Here is a 16,788-nt window from a genome sequence, read left to right on the forward strand (position 1 = left end):
ACGGTGCGCGGCGTGGACCCGCCGGCGGCGAGGGCGCGCAGGCCCTCGGCGAGTTCGGCCCCGGTGGCGCCGGCGACGACGGCGCGGTGTTCGAAGGCCGTGCGGGTGGTGGCGAGGGCGTGGCCGGTGTCGGCGGGCCGGACGCCGGGGTGCGCGGCCGTGTGGGCGAGGAGGGCTTCGGCGCGGGCGGCCAGCGCTTCGGGGCTGCGGGCCGACAGGACCCAGGGCACGGCGGGGGCTTCGGCCGTGGGGGCTTCGGCCGTCTCGGGCCCGGCGGGGGCCTCGGCGGGGGCGGTGGCCTCGGGTTCGGCGGGGGCCTCTTCGAGGATGGCGTGGGCGTTGGTGCCGCTGATCCCGAAGGAGGACACGCCGAAGCGGCGGGGGCGGCCGGTCGCGGGCCAGTCCACGGCGTCGGTCAGCAGCCGGACCCGTCCGGCGGACCAGTCCACGTGCGGGGAGGGGACGTCGGCGTGCAGGGTCCGGGGCAGGACTCCGTGCTGGAGGGCCAGGACGGACTTCAGGACGCCGGCGATGCCGGCGGCGGCCTGGGTGTGGCCGATGTTGGACTTGAGGGAGCCCAGCCACAGGGGCCGGTCCTCGGGCCGGTTCCGGCCGTAGGTGGCCAGCAGGGCCTGCGCCTCGATGGGGTCGCCGAGCCGGGTGCCGGTGCCGTGGGCCTCGACGGCGTCCACGTCGGCGGTCGTCAGCCCGGCGTTGGCCAGCGCCTGTCGGATGACCCGCTGCTGGGCGGGGCCGCTGGGCGCGGTGAGTCCGTTCGAGGCCCCGTCCTGGTTGATCGCGGAGCCCCGGAGGACGGCCAGGACCCGGTGTCCGTTGCGGCGGGCGTCCGAGAGCCGCTCCAGGAGGACCATGCCGGTGCCCTCGGCGAGGCCGAAGCCGTCGGCGTCGGCGGAGAAGGCCTTGGAGCGGCCGTCGGGGGCCAGGGCCCGCTGCTTGCTGAACTCGACGAAGGAGCCGGCCGTCGGCAGCACGGTGACGCCGCCGGCCAGGGCCAGGGAGCATTCGCCGGTGCGCAGCGACTGGGCGGCCAGGTGCAGGGCGACGAGGGAGGAGGAGCAGGCCGTGTCGACGGTGACGGCGGGGCCCTCGAAGCCGAAGGTGTAGGCGAGGCGGCCGGAGGCGACGCTGACGCTGTTTCCGGTCAGCAGGTAGCCGCTGATGTCCTCGGGCGCCTCGTGGAGGCGGGGGCCGTAGTCCTGGTTCATGGCGCCGACGAAGGTGCCGGTGCGGGTGCCGCGCAGGGTGGCGGGGTCGATGCCGGCGCGTTCGAGGACCTCCCAGCCGGTCTCCAGGAGGAGCCGCTGCTGGGGGTCCATGGCGAGGGCCTCGCGCGGGGAGATCCCGAAGAACTCCGGGTCGAAGGCGGCGGCTTCGGGGAGCATGCCGGCTTCGCGCTGGTAGTAGCGGCCGGGGCGGCCGGGCTCGGCGTCGTAGAGGGCCTCGACGTCCCAGCCGCGGTCGGCGGGCAGGGCGGACACGGCGTCGCCGCCCTCGGTGAGCAGCCGCCACAGGGCCTCGGGGGTGTCGGTGCCCCCGGGCAGGCGGCAGCTCATGGCGACGATGGCGACGGGTTCGTCCCAGGCGGCGGTGGTGGTGTCCGCGTCGGCCGGTTCCTCGTGGGTGCCGAGGGCTTCGGCGAGGATCCGGGCCGTCAGGGAGGCCGGGGTGGGGTGGTCGAAGACGACGGTGGGCGGCAGGTCCAGTCCGGTGGCCTCGCCGAGGCGGCCCCGGAGTTCGACGGCGGTGACGGAGTCCAGGCCGAGGTCGCGGAAGGCCCGGCCGGGGGCGACGGCGTCGGGTCCGGGCAGCCCGAGCAGGGCGGCGGTGAGGGAGCGGACGAGTGCGGCGGCGGTGCGTTCGCGTTCCGCCTCCGGCAGCAGGGCGAGCCGGACGGCCGGGGCCGGGGCGCCGTCGTCGTCGGCGGCGGCGGCCCGCCGGAAGGGGTACGTCGGCAGGCGGACGCGCCCGGCTCCCGCCGGGGCGGCGGGGAAGGCGGTGGCCCAGTCGACGTCGACGCCCTGCACGGAGGCCTCGGCGAGGGCGGTGCGCAGGCGGCGCAGGCCGCCCTGGCCCCGGCGCAGGGTGGCGATGGTGACGGCGTGGCGGCCGGCGGCCGCGGCGGTCTCCTGCATGGCGGCGGTCAGCGAGGGGTGCGGGTTGATCTCGACGAGGGCCTCGTGGCCGTCGGCCAGCAGCGCGTGGGTGGTCTGCTCGAAGCGGACGGGGCGGCGCAGGGCCTCGAACCAGAAGCCGGCGTCCAGGGTGCGGCCGTCGACGATGCCGCCGGTGGCGGAGGAGTAGAGCGGGGTGTGGCCGGCGCGGGGGGTGAGGCCGGTGAGGGCGCGGAGCACGCGGTCGCGGACGGCGTCGACGTGCGCCGAGTGGGCGGCGGCGCCGATGCGGACGCCGCCGCAGCGGACGCCGTCGCCCTCCAGTGCGGTGCGCAGGGCGCGGACGGCGTCGGCGTCGCCGGAGACCACCTGGGAGCCGGGGCCGTTGTGGGCGGCGATGACCAGCCGGTCCGCCCAGGGCGCGAGCCGCTCCTGGAGGAGGTGGCCGGGCAGGCTCACGGCGAGCATGTCGCCGCCGTTCGCGGCGAGTTCGGCCAGGGCGCCGCCCCAGGCGTGGATGGTGCGGGCGGCGTCCTCCAGGGTGAGGGCGCCGGCCAGGTGGGCGGCGGAGACCTCGCCGATGCTGTGGCCGGCGTAGGCGCGCGGGCGGACCCCGTGGGCCAGCCAGGTCTCGGCGAGGGCGATCTGGACGCCGAAGGTGGCGGGGACGCTGACGTCGGGGGTGTCCAGGGCGGGGGCGCCGGGGGCGCCGCGCAGCACGTCGGTGAGGAGCCAGCCGGTGAAGGGGGCGAGGGCCTGCTCGCAGCGCAGGGCCGCCGTGCGGAACTCGGGCGAGGAGTCGAGGAGTTCCGCGGCCATCCCGGGCCACTGGCCGCCGATGCCGGACAGGACGAAGGCGGCCGGGCGGGGCGAGGCGGTGCCGCGCACCACGTCGGGGGCGAACCCGCCGTCGGCGAGGGCGGCCAGCGCGTCGAGGAGCCGGTCGCGGCCTTCGGCGAGGAGGACGGCGCGGTGCGGGAACGGGTGCCGGGTGGTGGCGAGGGCCCGCCCCACGGCGGCGGTGTCGAGCCCGGGCCGCGCACCGAGGTACGCCCGCAACTCCCGCGCCCGCTCCCGCAGCGCCACGGGCCCGGCGGCGGAGAGCACCCAGGGCACCGGTTCCCCGGCACCGGGGGCAGCGTCGGCGCCGGAACCGGCGGGACCGCCCGGGACGGCGTCACGGCCATCGGCGCCGGAGGCGAGGCCCGGGCCGGGGTCGGCCCCGAGGCCCGTGCCCGGGGCGGCTGCTTCGGTCCCGCCACCGGCGGTGCCCCCGGTGCCGGCGCAGGGGGCGGTCTCGGCGTCGGTCTCGGCCCCGGGGGCGGTCTCGGCGCCGGGGGCCGGGTGCGGGGCGCAGTCCCAGCCGAGGTCGGTGGTGGCGGTGAGGCGGCCGGCGGCGTCGAGTACGGCGAGGATCCGGTCGCCGTCGGCCCGGGCCCCGGCGAGGGGCTTCAGCAGGACGGCGCCGTAGCCGCCGGGCTCCGCGTCCGGCAGGCGTACGTCGGGGCCGGCGGCCAGTGCGAGGCCGTGCTCGCCCCGGACGAGGCCCTCGCGGGCCGCGCGCAGCGCGTCGGGGCCGGTGGGCAGGAGGCGCAGCAGCGGGGCGGCTCCGGGGGCGGACCGCAGGACGGCGCCGACCGCCGCGGCCGCCTCGTCCCGCACCGTGAGGTCCGCGTCCTCGCCGGGGCCGGCGAGGAAGACGCCGGTGCGCGGGCCGCGGACGGCCGCCGGGACGACCCCGGCGTCCTCCAGCGCCTCCCACCAGGTCTCGGCCGCGGCCGGCCCGTGCGGCAGCGCGCCGGGCCGGGCGGGGTCCGACGGGTCCGCGGTGGCCTCCGCGAGGAATTCCGCGTCGTACGCCGCGTCCGTGCCGGTGGTCCCCGGCGGGCGGTGTGCCGACCCGATCGCCACGATCACCTCGTGTGCGCCGTTCCCGGACTCCTCCGGCATAGCGACAGACTCGCGCATCATGTGTGCTCCATCGACCCGTTGAACTACTGCTGATTGCTGGTTCCGCAGCGCCTCGGGGCGTGCGGGCATGCCGGGGAGGCCCCCGTGCTGTTCCCCCTGCGTGCCGGTCCGCAGGGCCCCGCAAAGGGCCCTGCGGACCGGCGACCGGCGACCGGTGTCCGGTGTCCGCGACCGGCTACGCGGCGGTGACGTCCTGCCGGATGACCCGCTCGATGTTCCGTTCGGCCAGGGCGGTGATGGTGACGAACGGGTTCACGCCGATGGAGCCCGGGATGAGCGAACCGTCGGTCACGTAGAGGTTCTTGTAGCCCTTCACCCGGCCGTAGTCGTCGGTGGCCCGGCCGAGGACGCAGCCGCCCAGCGGGTGGTAGGTGAAGTCGTCGGAGAAGGCCTTCAGCTGCTTGCCGAAGAGGTCGTAGCGGTACATCGTCGTGTTCGCCTTGTTGATGCGGTCGAACAGCGACTTCGCGGCGTTGACGGCGGGGGTGTTCTGGTCGCGGGTCCAGCGCAGGGCGGCCCGGTCGGTCGCCGCGTCGTAGGCGAAGGTCCCGCGTTCGGGGTTCTTGGTGATCGCCAGGTAGAGGCTGACCCAGGTCTCCAGGCCCGCCGGCATGGGGGCGATCTCGGCGAAGACGGGGTTCTGGGGGTTGTCCCAGTCGTCGATGCCCAGGGCGGGGATGGAGGACTGGTTGGCGCCGGTGGGGTTCCAGACGTGGTTGGCGCGGGCGGTCATGATGTTGCCGTTCGGGCCCCAGCCGGCGCCGATCTCGGAGCTGAGCTCCGGCAGGGTGCCCGTCTCGCGGGCGCGCAGCAGCAGTTCGGTGGAGCCGAGGCTGCCGGCGCCGAGGAACAGGTGGCGGCAGGAGATCTCCTTGGTGGCGAGCAGCCGGCCGTCCGCGTCGCGCTGTTCGACGGTCAGCAGGTAGGTGCCGTCCTTCTGCTGCCGGATGGTCTTGGCCTGGTGCAGGGTCTCGATGGTGACCTTGCCGGTGCCCAGGGCGGCGGCCAGGTAGGTCTTGTCCAGGCTCTGCTTTCCGTGGTTGTTGCCGTAGATGACCTCGCCGGCCAGCGCGGACTTGGGGACCTCCCCGGCCGCCTCGCGCCGCATGTAATCGAAGTCGTAGACGTTGGGCACGTGTACGGTGCCGAGCCCGGCCTTCTGGGCCTGGTCGCGCGAGACCCGGGCGAACTTGTACCACTCGGTGCCCTCGAACCAGCCGTCGTCCATGTGGTTGACGCGGAGCATGGAGTTGGCGCGCGGGAAGTAGCGGGAGTACATCTCGGCGGAGTCGACGCGGGGCAGCACCTCCTCGAAGTAGGAGCGCTTCGGGGCCACCGCCATACCGCCGTTGACGAGGGAGCCGCCGCCGACGCCGCGGCCCACGTACACGGACATCTGGTCGAAGTTGACCCGGTCCAGGACTCCGGCGTACGGCTCGATGTCGCGGTTGGCGAGGTCCAGCCACAGGAAGCTGCCGAGGGGGGCCTCGGTGCGGTTCTTGAACCAGCTGGAGCGCTTGTCGGGCTTGAGCATGCCGGCGAAGACGTTGCCGTCGGGGCCCGGCTGGTTCCACAGCTGGCCCATCTCCAGCATGACCGTGCGGACTCCGGCCTCGCCGAGGCGCAGGGCGGAGACGGCGGCGCCGTAGCCGGTGCCGATGACGACGGCGGGGACGAACGCGACCCCGTCGGCGCGGTCGGCGGCCAGGGCCCTGGGGGCTCCGATGGTGGTGCTGCCCGCGAGCGCCGCCGCGCCGAGGGCCGTCATTCCGAGCAAGCGGCGGCGTGACAGGTGCTGTTCCACGGTGTGTACCTGACTTTCGGGAGAAAAGGGACGGGCGATGGGCGTGGGGTCGCCCCGGACGGCGGGGGCGGGCGGCGGCCGGGAAGGCGTCAGTCGCCGGTGTGCAGGGTGATGGCCGAGCAGGGGCACTGGTCGGCGGCCTCGCGCACGGCGGCGTGCGCGGCGGCGGGCGGGCCGGGGTCGAGCAGGAGCACGAAGCCCTCCTCGCACTGGTCGAAGACCTCGGGGGCCAGCAGGGCGCACATCCCGGCGCCGCAGCACAGCCGCCGGTCGACCCCGACCCGCAGCGGGCCGTCCGTCACCAGGCGACGGGGAGCGCGTACACGCCGTAGACCTGCATGTCGTGGCGGAGCCGGATCTCCTCCGGCGGGCAGGCCAGGCGCAGTTCCGGGAAGCGTTCCAGCAGGGCGGTGAAGCCGACGCGGAGTTCGATGCGGGCCAGCTGCTGGCCGAGGCACTGGTGGATGCCGTGGCCGAAGCCGAGGTGGCCGGCGGCGCGCCGGGTCACGTCGAAGGCCTCGGGGTCGGGGAAGCGTTCGGGGTCGCGGTTGGCGGCGGCGAGGGAGACCATCACGACCTCTCCCTCCCTGATGAGGGTGCCCTCGATCTCGACGTCCTCCAGGGCGGCCCGGGTGGGGCCGTGGTGGACGATGCTCAGGTAGCGCAGGCTCTCCTCGACGGCGCCCTCGATCAGGGAGGGGTCGGCGCGCAGCGCGGCCAGCTGTTCGGGGTGTTCCAGCAGGGCGAAGGTGCCGAGGGCGAGCTGGTTGGCCGTGGTCTCGTGGCCGGCGACCAGCAACAGGAAGGCGATCGAGGTGAGTTCCTCGTCGGTGAGGTCCGGGTCGGCGCTGATCAGCCCGCTGAGGATGTCGTCGGCGGGTTCGGTGCGCTTGAGGCGGACCAGGCCGCCCAGGTAGGCCGCCAGTTCCATGAAGGCGGCGGTGACGTCCTCGGTGGACTCGCCGAAGCTGCTCCACACGTGGGTGTGGTGCTGGAAGGTGGCGCGGTCGGCGTAGGGCACGCCGAGCAGTTCGCAGATGACGAGGGAGGGGATGGGCAGCGCGAAGTGCTCGAAGAGGTCGGCCGGGGAGCCGAGGCGCTCCATCTCGTCGAGCCGCTCCGCGGTGATCTTCTCGATCCACTCGGTGAGCAGGCGCATGCGGCGGACGGTGAACTGCCCCACCAGCAGCTTGCGGTAGCGCTGGTGCTCGGGGTCGTCGTGCTGGATGAACATGCCGGGGGGTGCCGCCGGGGCCTCGTCCAGGGTCGCGGCGCGCGGGACCGGCGGGTGCTTGAGCTCCCCGCGGGCGCTGAACCGGGCGTCGGCGAGGACGGCCCGGGCGGTGGAATAGCCGGTGACGAGCCATCCGAGATGGCCGTCGGCGAATTCCATGCGCGTCAGCGGTTCGGTCCGGCGCAGCGACCGGGTCTCCGGGGGCGGGCTGAAGTATCCGTCCCGGACAGTGGAAAAGGTCACCGGTAAACCCTGGCTCATAAATGCCCTTCCATGGCTGGCCGTATTGCGGCTGAATCCCTCGGAAACGCGGCCTCAACACGGCGTCAACGCGTCCTTAACACGGCGTCCTGCAATTCGAACTCCGCCGTCCGCGGAGTTCGATCAGCGCCAACACGAAGGTATGGAGATCCGGTGAAAAGTGTCAACGAAATCAATCCCCCGCACGCTAACCCTGTGGGCGCGGGACGGGGGGTACGGTTACGGGCGGTACCGGGAGGCTTCGGTTCGGTTCGGTACGGGTCCCCCGGCCCCCCGCCCCTCCCCCGCCCGGTCACGGGTACGGGTACGGGCCTCGGGGCACTCCTCGGACAGCAGCTTCGCCATCGGGGCGAGTTCGGTACGGCCGTCGATGCGCAGCTTGCGGTAGGCCTGGGTGAGGTGCTTCTCGACCGCGCGGGCGCTGACCTCCAGGCGTTCGGCGATGGCCCGGTTGGAGGTGCCGGCGGCGGCCAGTGCGGCGACGCGGCGCTCGGTACGGGTCAGTGCGGCGACCGCGTCCGCGCCCCGGGAGCCCGCGATGGTGTAGAGGGCCCTGCCGGCCCGGTCGGCGATCCAGGGCGCCCCGCAGACGAGTCCCTGCTCCCGGGCCCGGGTCAGCCGGTGCTCGGCCTCGGCCTCGCGGCCGGCGGCCAGCAGCCGCCGGCCCAGGAGCAGGGAGGTGCGGGCCTGTTCGAGGAGGTGCGCGGTCCGTTCCAGGGCGGCGGCGGACTCGCGCAGCAGGACGAGCCCCGGCTCTCCCCGGGTGATCGCGCCCCGGCCGCGCAGGGCGCGGCCGATGGCCACCGGGCTGCCCCAGCTCAGGGCGCGGGCGTACTCCTCGTCCATCAGGTCGTGGGCCTGTCCGGGGCGGCCCGTCCGGTAGTGGAGGGCGGAGACCCAGGAACGCCATGGTGCGACGGCGGGGTTGTGCCAGTGGGCGCGTTCGGCCGTGCGGCCCCAGTCGAGGTAGCAGCCCAGGGCCGTCGGCAGGTCGTGGCGCAGGGCGGCGGCCGAGCCGCGCATCAGCAGCCGCAGGGAGGGCAGGTGGCCGTGGGCGGCGTCCGGCGGGGAGCCGGACAGCAGCCGCTCGCACAGGGCGGTGTCCCTGGCTTCCAGGGCGGTGAGGACGACGGGGGCCAGGGAGCGCAGGCTGGCCCAGTCGGTGGCGCCCAGGCCGAGCGCCTCGGCGGCGTGGGCGCGGGCCCCCGCCAGGTCCCCCCGGGCCAGGGCGAGATGGGCGAGCTCGCAGGCGATCAGGGCGCGCGGGACGGTGGCGTGGTCGCGGCGGGCCCGGTCGTACGCGGTGTGCAGCCAGGGGCCGATGGTGGCGAGCGAGTCGGCCGCGACCAGGACGTCGGTCAGCAGGGGCAGGGCGGTGTGGACGTGGTCCGGGGTGGCCGGCTCGTGCTGGAGGAGGCGCTCGGCGAGGGGTACGGCCTCGGCGGCGGTGACCCGCTGGGCCAGGACGGCCCCGTGCAGCAGGACGGTGACCCGTTCGCGGTCCGCCGCGCCGTCCAGGCAGGGGACGGGGCCCAGGGAGCGCAACCGGTCGGCGGCGGAGGCCAGTTCGGCCGGTCCGGCCACGGCGGCGTGCCGCAGGCGGGCCTCCAGGCGCAGGGCGCTGCCGCGGTCGGTGCCGGTGAGGCCGGCCGCGTCCCCCAGCTCGGCGGCCGTCCTGGAGACGGTGTCGAGGGTGGCGGGCGGGCAGTCGTCGAGGAGGAAGGGCGGTATCCGGCCCGCCACCCCCGCCCGCCGGGCGGGGTCCGGGAGGAGGAACAGCGCCTGGGTGAAGTGGCGCAGCGCCGCCCTGGGGGCGAAGTCGCGCTCGATGACGGCGAGTTCGACGAGCAGATCGGCGCGGGCCGGCCCGTCGGGCGGGCTGAGGAGCAGGGCGCGGCGCAGGTAGCGGGCGGCTGTCTCCGGGTCGGTGCGGCGCAGGGCGGCGGTCGCGGCGGCCCGCAGGACCTCCTGCGCCCAGGGCTCCTCGCAGGCGGACACGGCGAGCAGCTGGGCGGCGGCCCGTTCGGCGGAGTGGCCGCCCTGGTGCAGCAGGAGGGCGGCGCGCAGACGCACGGCCTCCGCTTCGGCGGGGGCCATCGCCTCCTCCACGGCGTCGGCCACGACGGGGTGCACGAACCGGGGTACGGGCTCCTCCGCCAGCAGCCCGAGCCGCCGCAGCGCCCGCTCCGCCTCGGCCCGGCCGGTGGCATCGAGCCCGGCGAGCCGAGCGGCGGGGTCCTCACCCCCACCCCCGGCACCCGCTCCGGCGCGGCCGGTGTCCCCGACGTGCCCGGTGCCCCCGGTGTGCCCGGTGTGCCCGGTGTGCCCGGTGTGCCCGGTGTGCCCGGTGTCGCCGGCGTACCTGGTGCCCCCGGTGCCCCCGGTGCCTCTGGCGTAACCCCAGCCCCCAGCCCCCCGGGCGTCCCCCTCAGCCCACGGCTCCCCCGTGTCTCCCCCGCCCCCCGGGTCCTCGCCGAGGACGGCGAGGGCCGTGGCGAAGCGCCATACCGGGGGGCGCTGGGCGCGCAGGACCGCCGCGAGGCGGTCGCGCAGGACCTCGGGGCGGATCCCCCGGATGACCCCCGCGTCCGGCAGCGGCCCCTCGCAGGCCTGGGGCGCGGCGGCGGTCAGGGCGTCGAGGGTGGCCGTGAGGAGCAGCGGGTGCCCGCCGGTCGCCTCGTGGCAGGCGAGGGCGCAGGCCTGGTCCACGGGCCGGCCGAGGCGGGCGGCGACCAGCTCGGCGGTGGCCCCGGGGGGCAGTGGCCGCAACCGCAGGACGGCGGCGGCGCGCCCGGTGAGGTGGTGCAGGCGCGGCTCGTCCTCGCCGGGGTCGCCCTCGCGCAGGGCGGCGACCAGGGTGACGCGCAGCCGGGGCAGCCGTCCGGCGAGCCGGGCGAGCCAGCGCAGCGAGGGGGTGTCCGCCCACTGGAGGTCGTCGACCAGCAGGAGCAGCGGCTTGCGGTCGGCGTGTTCGGCGACCAGGGCCAGCAGCGCCTCGTCCTGCCCGGACCCGGCGTTCGGGTCGGCCCCCTCCTCGGGTGGTGCGAGGCCGCCCCCGGCGGCGGGCAGCAGCGGGGTGAGCAACTGGCTGAGCACGCCGAGGCCGAAGGCCTGCTCCTGCGGGGCCCCGCTGGCGGTGAGGACGCGGACGCCACGGCGTTCGGCGAGCTCCGGCAGGGCCCTGAGCAGGGCGGTCTTGCCCATGCCGATGCCCCCCGTGACCATCGTCAGCGACCCGCCGCCCCCCGCACCGCCCGTGGCGTCCAACGCCGCCGTGATCAGGTCGAGTTCCTGCCGCCGGTGGAGCAGGGGATTCATGTCGGTTCCTCCGTCGCTGTTCGTTCGAGTGCCGCTGCCAGCTGGGGACGTCCCCGGATGCCGAGCTTCCGGTAGGCCTTGGTCAGGTGCTGTTCCACGGTGCGGGCGGTGACGGCGAGTTCCCCGGCGATGGCCCGGTTGGGCAGGCCCCCGGCGGCGAGCGCCGCGACCCGCTGCTCGGCCTCGGTCAGCGCGGCGGCCGCCGCCCCGCCGGCCGCAGGTGTCCGTCCCGGCCGCGCCGCGCCGTCACCGCTCCCCTGCGGGCCCCCGTGCGCCGGGAACTGCCGCGGCCGGTCCCGCCGTACGCCGTGTCCCGCGTGCGGGGCCGGGTACGAGGCCCCGTCCGGCCCGGGGTACGAGGCCCTGCCCGGTCCCGGGTACAGGGCCCCGTCCGGCCCGGGGTGCGGGAGCGCGTCCGGTCCGGGGTGCGCGGCCCCGGCCGGTACGGGTCCGGGCGCGGTCCGGTCGTCGTCCAGCAGGGTGTCGACGGTGAGGTGGCCCGAGAAGGGGGCCGTGCCGAGGGCCACCAGCGCCTGCCGGTACTGCCAGCCGGCGGCGCGCCCCCGGGCCCGCGCCGCCGCTCCCGGCGGTGCGGCGCCGCCGGGCCCGGGGGCCAGGGCCGTGGCCAGGGCTACGGGCGAGCCCCACCTCAGGGCCAGGCGGCGCTCCTCCGCCAGCAGCCGCACGGCCAGCGGGTCCTCGGGGTCGCGGGTCCGCGCGGCGGCCGAACGCCAGGGCAGCAGGGCCGGGTTGGCCGCCCGCCGGGCCAGCAACCGGCGCCCGCACTCCAGCAGGTCGGCGAGGGCCGGGTCGCGCTCGCCGGCCACGAGCCGGACCCGGCCGCGCGCGTAGAGGAGGTAGGCCCAGGCCAGGCCGCCCTCGGCGGCGGGCGGCAGCGGGCTCTCCAGGATCCGCGCGGCGGCGTCCGCGTCCCCCCGGCGCAGCTCCAGCAGGGCCCGCAGGGCCAGGGGGCCGGGCGCCATGAGGGGGTGCCAGCAGCGGCCCGGCATGACCTCCTCGCACCGGTCCAGGGCCGCCGTCGCCGCGGTGTCCCGCCCGCTCCACAGCTCGGCGAGGGAGGTGAGGAGCAGGGCCGCGCCGGCCACCGGCCGGGCGTCACGGCGTCCCGCGCAGACCAGGATCCCGTCGAGGGCGCTCCGGGCCTCGTCGGTGTCCCCGCTCAGGACGAGCGCGTGGGCGGCGGCCGCGCGGACGGCCGGCGGAACGTGTACGCGGGCCTCCGGGGCCAGGGCGGCGCGGGCGAGCTCGCGGGCGCGGCCGATGTCCAGGCCCCGCTGGGCGGTCCGCCAGGCGGCCACGGCTGCCTCGGCGGCCTGCTCCGGCCGGGCGGGCGGGGAGTCGGGCGGCGGCGGGCCCCCGCCGTCCTGCGGGTCGGGGCGGCCGTGCTCGGCCATCCAGTGCAGGGCCCGCAGCGCGGAGTGCTCGGCGGTGCCCGGCTCGGCCTCGGCGGCGGCGCGGGCGATGCGGGCGGCCGGGGTGAGGACGTCGCCCCGGGCCACGAGGAGTTCGGCCGCGCGCAGCCGGGCCCGTACCGTGCCGGGGCCGGCGGGCGCGGACCCGGCGGCGTCGGCCGGGGGGTCCAGGGCCCGGTGGAGGTGGCGGCTCGCGGCCTCGGGGTCGGTGGGGAGCACGGCGGCGCCCAGCTCGGTCAGCAGCCGCACCCTCAGGGCGTCCGGCACCGGCTCGCGCAGGGCCCGTTCCAGCAGCCGGGCGGCCTGGTGGTGGCGGCCGGCCGCACGGTGTTCGGCGGCGCGGCGGCGCAGGGCCGCCACCGCCCAGGGGGCGCCGACGGGTCCGGCGCCGAGCAGCATCCGGGCCACGGCGCGGTCGGGCAGGGCCGCCCGGTGGGCCCACGCGGCGGCCCGGGCGTGCAGTCGCTCCCGCTGCTCGGTGCCGAGTTCGGCCAGGACGGCCCGGGCGGCGGCCTCGCCGCGCAGGGCGGGCCGGGGGCCGTCGGCGAGCAGGCCGGTGCCGGACAGCAGGGTCAGGGCGCGGGCGGCGGCCGGGGTGCGGGGGCCGGCGGCCAGTACGTCGATGAGGCCGGGCGTGCAGTCGGGCCCGGCGACGGCGATCGCGCGCAGGACGGCGAGGAGTTCGGCGGGCAGCAGCGGAAGGGTGCGCACGGTGCGTTCCCGGACGGCTTCCGCCGCGCTCTCCGCGAGGTGGGCGAGGTGGGCGGTGCGCGGGGTCCAGTCGTGCCGGACGAACCGGGCGACGACCGACCGCAGCAGGGCCGGGTTGCCGTCGAGGAGGCGGGCGGCCTCCTGTCCGAAGGCCGCGTCGACGGAGCCGGGCCAGGTGGCGTCGAGGATCCGGCGGACGGCCTCGGCGGTCAGCGGGGGCAGGTCCAGCACGTGCCGGGCCACGGCGCGCCCGTCGGCCAGCGGGCAGGGCTCGATCCGGTCGGACGGGTCCGGCCGGGCGGCGCTGTTGCGGGAGGTGAGCAGCATCAGCGGCACCCCGGCGAGCCGCCGGGCCAGCGCCTGCAGCCCGCGCAGTGACGGGGCGTCGGCCCACTGGAGGTCGTCGACGAAGAGCAGCGTCGGGTGGCGGCGGGCGGCGGCCTGGACGGCGGCGCACAGGTCGTCGGGGCGACGGGGCCGGCCGGTGCCGTCGCCGGGGCCGCCCGGGGGACTTCCGGCGGCGGGGCCGGTCCCGGGGCACAACTGGGCGGCGATGCCGTGGGGCAGGGAGGTCTCCTCGGGCGAGGCCGCCGCGGCGACGACCCGTACGCCGGCCTCCCCGGCGAGGGCGGCGGCGTGCTCCAGCAGGGCGGTGCGTCCGATGCCGGGCGGTCCGTGGACCTCGACGACCGCGGGCCGGCCCCGCCGCAGGTCGGCCAGCAGGCCGCGCAGCAGCCGGTCCTCGGCCTCCCGCCCGGGGGGCGCCGTCCGCCCGCCGGGGCCTGGGCGCGGGCCGGGCGCGGGGGCCGGCGGGGCGGCTGTCGTCCGTGGCATGGCTGTCCGTCCTCCTGGGTGTCGTGTCGATGGCACTCCCCGCCCGGCGGGCGCGGCGCGCCGGGGCCGTCCGGGCCTCCGGCCGGGGCCCGTCGCCCGCCTCCCCGCCCGGCACCGCGCCGAGGGGAACGCGCCGAGGAAGCCCCCGGGGCGCGGGCCGGGCGGGATCGGGAGGAGACGGCCCGCCTAGGCCGATACGCCGTCGGCTGTGCGGGGCGCAGGCGGGCGGGCGGCGGGGCGGGGGCGGGTGCCGAGGCCGCGGGGCAGGTCGGCGCGGCCCCGGACGTCGAGCTTGCGGTAGACGTTCGTCAGGTGCATCTCCACCGTGCGCGGGGTGATGAACAGGGCCTCCGCGATCTTCTTGTTGCTGTGTCCGCGCAGCGCCAGGGTGGCGATCCGCCGTTCGCTGGGGGTCAGGGAGTCCACGGGGGCGACGGCCAGTTGCGGCATCCGTCCGCCCGCGGTCACGAGCGCCTCGCGGGCGGTGGCGGTGAGCGCGTGGGAGCCGCAGCGGGTGGCCAGTTCGATGGCCTGGCGCAGGTGGCCGCGTGCGGCCCGGGCGTCGCCGAGGGCGAGCAGCTCCCGGCCCAGCCGGTACTCGGCCCGGGCCAGTTCCAGCCGGGCCGGAGAGCCGGCCAGCGTCTCCACGGCCCGTTCCAGCAGCTCGGTGCGGGCCCGGCCCGTGACGACCGAGGCGGCCGCGACCAGACCCAGCCCCAGGGCGCGCGGGGTGCCCCAGGCCCGGGTCCGCTCCAGCGCGTCCTCCACCAGCCCGGCGGCCTCGGATCCCCGGCCCAGCCGGGCCAGCGTGGTGGCGGTCGGCAGCCACCAGGGGGCCAGGACGGGGTTGGTGATGCCCGCCTCCTCCTGGCTGAGCCCGCACCGCCGCCACAGTTCGAGCGCCCCCTCGCGGTCGCCCAGCGCCCGGCGGACCTCCCCCGAGGTGTACAGGTGGAGGTGCCGTTCCCACACGCTGCGGTCCAGGTGGCCCGCGGTGCGGGCGAGTCCGTCGAGCACGGCGCCGGCCCGGGCGGCCGCCCCCTGGGAGAGCAGTACGCGGCTCAGCGCGAGGCGGGCCAGCGGCGGGGCGCCGGCCGGGCCGGTGACCTCGGTGGCGGCCCATGCGGCGCGGGCGGCGGCGGGGACGTCGCCGATGCCGTGCAGGAGGAGGGAGCGGCCGGCCAGCGCGGCGCGCCGGGGCCACAGCGGGGGGTGTTCGCGGTCCGGCGCCAGGACCCGGTCGAGGGCGGCGAGGGCCTCGTCCACGTGGTCGGCGAGTGCGAGGACGGCGGAGGAACAGAACACCTCCCAGCCGGCGGTGCCGGGTTCGTCGGCGCGCAGGGCGCGGCGGGCGAGGTCCGCGGCCCGGGCGGCGGATCCGCCGTCCAGGGCGGCGAAGGCGCTGAGCGCCGCGAGGAGGCGCCGGTCGGCGGGTCCGTGCCCGGTGGGTACCGGCAGGGCGGCGGCCCGGGCGCGGGCCGCCGGGAGCGCGGTCCGGTCGTTGACGGCGGCGGCCAGCAGGGCGGATTCGACGGTCGTGCGCAGGTCGCGGCCGGCGGGGCCGGCGGCCGCGTGGCCGGGCAGACCGTCGAGGACCCGCTCCAGCAACCGCAGGCCCTCGGGGGCCCGGCGGGTGCCGAGCGCCAGCATGGCGTACTGCACGGCCACGGGGGCCTGTTCCTGCGGGTCGGGGGTGAGGGCGAGGGCCTGGCGCAGGTGCCGGAGGGCGTGGGCCGGGGTGACGACGGTACGGCCGGCGGCGCGCGCGAGTTCCACGTGCAGGTCGCGGCGTTCGGCGGTGGTGAGCCCGTGGTCCGCCGCGTCGCGCAGCCAGCGGCCGGCGGCCCGGACGGTGGCCCGGGTGGGGGCCTCGGCGGCGGCGTCGCGCAGGACGGCGAACATCCACGGTTCGTCGATCCGGTCCAGCGGGGCGAGTTGTTCGGCGACCTCGGGGGCGGGGCGGCCGGCGTCGCTGAGGACGCGGGCGGCTCGGATCCGCAGGTCCCGCAGTTCGGGGGCGGGCAGGGTGGCGAGGACCGCGCCGCGGACGCCTTCGCGCATGTGCGGCGGGGCGCCCGGCACCACGGCCTCGATCCGGCGCAGCGCCGTCAGCGTGCGGTCCACGGCCGGTACGTCCAGTCCGCAGAGGGCGGCGAGCAGGTCGGGGTCGGCCCGGCCGAGTACCGCGAGGGCGGTGGCCACCCGGCGGGCGCGGCGCGGGCCGGCGGCCAGCAGTTCGGGGACCCGTGAGGTCAGCACGCCCTGGTGGACGGTGGCCAGTTGGTGCACGGCGTCGGCGTCGGGCGGGATGCCGAGGGTGCGCACGGCGGTGAGCAGCCGGTCCAGGAGGTGCGGGTTGCCGCCGGTGAGTTCGGCGCAGCGGCTGACGAACCGGCGGTCGGCCGGTGTGCCGCAGATCCGGGCGGCCAGGTGCGTGATGGCGGCCTCGTCGAGCGGGGCGGGTTCCAGCACGGCGCAGCGGCCCTGGGCGAGGAGCTCGGCGAGTACGGGGGTGCCGGGGCCGGGGGCGCCGGTGCGCTGGGCGAGGACCAGCAGCAGGGGCCGGGCGGCGGCGTGGCGCAGGAGGAAGGCGGCGGTGTGCAGGGAGGCCTCGTCGCACCACTGGGCGTCGTCGACGAGCAGGGCCAGGGGTCCGGCGGCGAGCAGGTCCAGGGCGCGGCGGTGGATCAGGTGCCGGTCGCGGTGGAGGCCGCCGGGTGCGGCGGGGGCCGGCGCCCCGGGCGTGGGCGGGAGCAGGGTGTCCACCGTACGGCCTCGGGCCGGGCCGTCCGGCGGGCCGGCGGCGTACCGGACGGTGTATCCGGAGGCCGCGAGCCGCTCTCGGGCGAGGGTCAGCAGGCGGGTGCGGCCTATTCCGGCGGGGCCCCGGACGAGGACGGCCCGCGCGGCGCCCGCCCGCGCCTCGGCGGCGTGGCGCAGCAGCGTTTCGAGTTCGGGGGTGGGGACGTCCGGGGCCGGGCCCCACGTCTTTCCAGCGGTGCACACCACTGCATTTCCCTCTTCCTTCGTGGAACCGCCTCCGGGCCGTCCGGCGGTACGACGCCGGAATGTCCCTGCGTGACCAAGATC

The 16,788-nt window shown here is 77.6% G+C and carries 7 protein-coding genes; all 7 read right to left on the bottom strand.

The window, feature by feature from the left end; translation table 11 throughout:
* The coding region (locus tag AB0O29_RS21100; protein WP_365153511.1) for a beta-ketoacyl synthase N-terminal-like domain-containing protein at positions 1 to 4,100 on the bottom strand (4,100 nt) is incomplete at its 3' end.
* A 178-nt stretch (positions 4,101 to 4,278) separates the two neighbouring features.
* Positions 4,279 to 5,871 carry a GMC oxidoreductase gene (locus tag AB0O29_RS21105; RefSeq protein WP_365153551.1) on the bottom strand — a complete coding sequence of 531 codons (1,593 nt, stop codon included), beginning with the start codon at positions 5,869 to 5,871 and terminating at the stop codon, positions 4,279 to 4,281.
* 125 nt (positions 5,872 to 5,996) lie between these two features.
* Entirely contained in the window at positions 5,997 to 6,194 is a 198-nt protein-coding gene (locus AB0O29_RS21110; RefSeq protein ID WP_365153553.1) for a ferredoxin, read from the bottom strand.
* An 11-nt stretch (positions 6,195 to 6,205) separates the two neighbouring features.
* On the bottom strand, positions 6,206 to 7,384 hold the full coding sequence (locus AB0O29_RS21115) for a cytochrome P450 (protein WP_365153513.1): 1,179 nt from the start codon (positions 7,382 to 7,384) through the stop codon (positions 6,206 to 6,208).
* 237 nt (positions 7,385 to 7,621) lie between these two features.
* Complete coding sequence (locus AB0O29_RS21120) at positions 7,622 to 10,720, bottom strand: LuxR family transcriptional regulator (protein WP_365153514.1); 3,099 nt, start codon at positions 10,718 to 10,720, stop codon at positions 7,622 to 7,624.
* Positions 10,717 to 13,698 (bottom strand): AAA family ATPase, encoded by a 2,982-nt coding sequence (locus tag AB0O29_RS21125; RefSeq protein ID WP_365153516.1) that lies wholly within the window; start codon positions 13,696 to 13,698, stop codon positions 10,717 to 10,719. The genes AB0O29_RS21120 and AB0O29_RS21125 overlap by 4 nt, the downstream gene beginning before the upstream one ends.
* 186 nt (positions 13,699 to 13,884) lie before the next feature.
* Positions 13,885 to 16,704, bottom strand: coding sequence for a LuxR C-terminal-related transcriptional regulator (locus AB0O29_RS21130; protein ID WP_365153518.1), 2,820 nt, complete (start codon positions 16,702 to 16,704; stop codon positions 13,885 to 13,887).
* Positions 16,705 to 16,788 lie beyond the last annotated feature (84 nt).

It is taken from the genome of Streptomyces sp. NPDC089915 (genome assembly GCF_040684675.1).
Lineage (GTDB): Bacteria > Actinomycetota > Actinomycetes > Streptomycetales > Streptomycetaceae > Streptomyces.

Bases quoted from the DNA above. Each gene is read 5' to 3' on its own strand.
- AB0O29_RS21105 (WP_365153551.1), bottom strand. From the start codon at position 5,871: ATGACGGCCCTCGGCGCGGCGGCGCTCGCGGGCAGCACCACCATCGGA.
- AB0O29_RS21120 (WP_365153514.1), bottom strand. From the start codon at position 10,720: ATGAATCCCCTGCTCCACCGGCGGCAGGAACTCGACCTGATCACGGCG.
- AB0O29_RS21125 (WP_365153516.1), bottom strand. From the start codon at position 13,698: ATGCCACGGACGACAGCCGCCCCGCCGGCCCCCGCGCCCGGCCCGCGC.